This is a genomic window from Limosilactobacillus gorillae (assembly GCF_001293735.1).
Taxonomy (GTDB): domain Bacteria; phylum Bacillota; class Bacilli; order Lactobacillales; family Lactobacillaceae; genus Limosilactobacillus; species Limosilactobacillus gorillae.
Genome location: NZ_BCAH01000043.1, coordinates 1 through 2,997, shown reverse-complemented (window position 1 = coordinate 2,997; position 2,997 = coordinate 1). Strand labels below are relative to the sequence as shown.

Sequence of the window (2,997 nt, the reverse complement as noted above, 5' to 3'; positions counted from 1 at the left end):
GCGTGGCAACGTCCTATCCTCGCAGGGAGCGATCCCCCAACTACTTTCGGCGTGCTGAAGCTTAACTGCTGTGTTCGGCATGGGAACAGGTGTATCCTTCAGGCCATCATCACCACACTGTGAAAGCTTGTGCTTTCAAAACTAAACAATATCTTTCCTCTTCAAGTTCCCGATCACCTGACTTGGTTAAGTCCTCGACCGATTAGTAATGGTCCGCTCCATGCGTCACCGCACTGCCACTTCCATCCTATCTACCACATCATCTCTGTGGGGTCTTACTTCCTTTCGGAATGGGAAATCTCATCTTGAGGCGAGTTTCACACTTAGATGCTTTCAGCGTTTATCTCATCCATACATAGCTACCCAGCGATGCTCCTGGCGGAACAACTGGTACACCAGCGGTATGTCCATCCCGGTCCTCTCGTACTAAGGACAGGTCCTCGCAAATTTCCTACGCCCGCGACGGATAGGGACCGAACTGTCTCACGACGTTCTGAACCCAGCTCGCGTACCGCTTTAATGGGCGAACAGCCCAACCCTTGGGACCGACTACAGCCCCAGGATGCGATGAGCCGACATCGAGGTGCCAAACCTCCCCGTCGATGTGGACTCTTGGGGGAGATAAGCCTGTTATCCCCAGGGTAGCTTTTATCCGTTGAGCGATGGCCCTTCCATACGGAACCACCGGATCACTAAGCCCGACTTTCGTCCCTGCTCGACCTGTCTGTCTCGCAGTCAAGCTCGCTTGTGCCTTTACACTCTGCGAATGATTTCCAACCATTCTGAGCGAACCTTTGGGCGCCTCCGTTACCTTTTGGGAGGCGACCGCCCCAGTCAAACTGCCCACCTGACACTGTCTCCCACCACGATCAGTGGTGCGGGTTAGAGTGGTCATAATCCAAGGGTAGTATCCCACTTGCGCCTCCACCGAAACTAGCGTCCCGGTTTCTACGGCTCCTACCTATCCTGTACAAGCAGTACAAACACTCAATATCAAGCTACAGTAAAGCTCCATGGGGTCTTTCCGTCCTGTCGCGGGTAGCCTGCATCTTCACAGGCAATTCAATTTCACCGAGTCTCTCGTTGAGACAGTGCCCAGATCGTTACGCCTTTCGTGCGGGTCGGAACTTACCCGACAAGGAATTTCGCTACCTTAGGACCGTTATAGTTACGGCCGCCGTTTACTGGGGCTTCAATTCAGGGCTTCGCCGAAGCTAACTCTTCCTTTTAACCTTCCAGCACCGGGCAGGCGTCAGCCCCTATACTTCATCTTACGATTTTGCAGAAACCTGTGTTTTTGATAAACAGTCGCCTGGGCCTTTTCACTGCGGCTGGTCTTCGACCAGCACCCCTTCTCCCGAAGTTACGGGGTCATTTTGCCGAGTTCCTTAACGAGAGTTCACTCGCTCACCTTAGGATTCTCTCCTCGACTACCTGTGTCGGTTTGCGGTACGGGCAGTTAAATACTCACTAGAAGCTTTTCTCGGCAGGGTGACATCGGCGACTTCGCTACTTTAAATTCGCTCCCCATCACAGCTTGTCAACCCGGCTTAAAGCATTTGACTCTAAACCTGACTTACTGCTTGGCCGGACTCTTCCAATCGTCCGGTTCGCTTAGCCTGCTGCGTCCCTCCATCATTCAAACGCATTTAACTGGTACAGGAATCTCAACCTGTTATCCATCGACTACGCCTCTCGGCCTCGCCTTAGGTCCCGACTTACCCTGGGTGGACGAGCCTTCCCCAGGAAACCTTAGTCATTCGGTGGACAGGATTCTCACCTGTCTTTCGCTACTCATACCGGCATTCTCACTTCTAAGCGCTCCACTAGTCCTCACGGTCTAACTTCGTCGCCCTTAGAACGCTCTCCTATCACGTGTCCATCGGACACATCCACAGTTTCGGTAATATGCTTAGCCCCGGTACATTTTCGGCGCAGGATCACTCGACTAGTGAGCTATTACGCACTCTTTAAATGATGGCTGCTTCTGAGCCAACATCCTAGTTGTCTAAGCAACTCCACATCCTTTTCCACTTAGCATATATTTAGGGACCTTAACTGGTGATCTGGGCTGTTCCCCTTTCGACGGTGGATCTTATCACTCATCGTCTGACTCCCGGACATAAATCATTGGCATTCGGAGTTTATCTGAAGTCGGTAACCCATGACGGGCCCCTCGTCCAAACAGTGCTCTACCTCCAAGATTCTTAATTCCGAGGCTCCCCCTAAAGAGATTTCGGAGAGAACCAGCTATCTCCAAGTTCGTTTGGAATTTCACCGCTACCCACACCTCATCCCAGCCTTTTTCAACAGACACGGGTTCGGGCCTCCAGTGCGTTTTACCGCACCTTCACCCTGGACATGGGTAGGTCACCTGGTTTCGGGTACATAACTACGTACTTCGTACGCCCATTTCAGACTCGCTTTCGCTGCGGCTCCGGTTTTTCCACCTTAACCTTGCACGTAATCATGACTCGCCGGTTCATTCTGCAAGAGGCACGCCGTCACCCCTTAACGGGCTCCGACAGCTTGTAGGCACATGGTTTCAGGAACTATTTCACTCCCCTCCCGGGGTGCTTTTCACCTTTCCCTCACGGTACTGGTTCACTATCGGTCACTAGGGAGTATTTAGCCTTGCGAGATGGTCCTCGCTGCTTCCGACGGGGTTTCACGTGTCCCGCCGTACTCAGGATCCTGAACGGAGAGAAGTTGGTTTCGTCTACTGGACTATCACCATCTCTGGTGTGGCTTCCCAGCCACTTCGACTACCAACTTCTTTGGTAACTCCATCGTTCAGTCCTACAACCCCACTGAGCAAGCTCAGTGGTTTGGGCTCTTCCCGTTTCGCTCGCCGCTACTCAGGGAATCGATGTTTCTTTCTCTTCCTGCAGCTACTAAGATGTTTCAGTTCACTGCGTCTACCTCTTGGCAGCTATAGATTCACTGCTCAAGTAATCATCGACTAAGATGATTGGGTTGCCCCATTCGGAAATCTCC

General features: G+C 52.2%; 2 rRNA genes. Both read right to left on the bottom strand.

Annotated features, from left to right (window positions below):
* Positions 1-117, bottom strand: a 5S ribosomal RNA gene (gene rrf, locus AOQ57_RS07170).
* Between the two features lie 65 nt (positions 118-182).
* Positions 183-2,997, bottom strand: a 23S ribosomal RNA gene (locus tag AOQ57_RS07165); the annotation flags it as partial.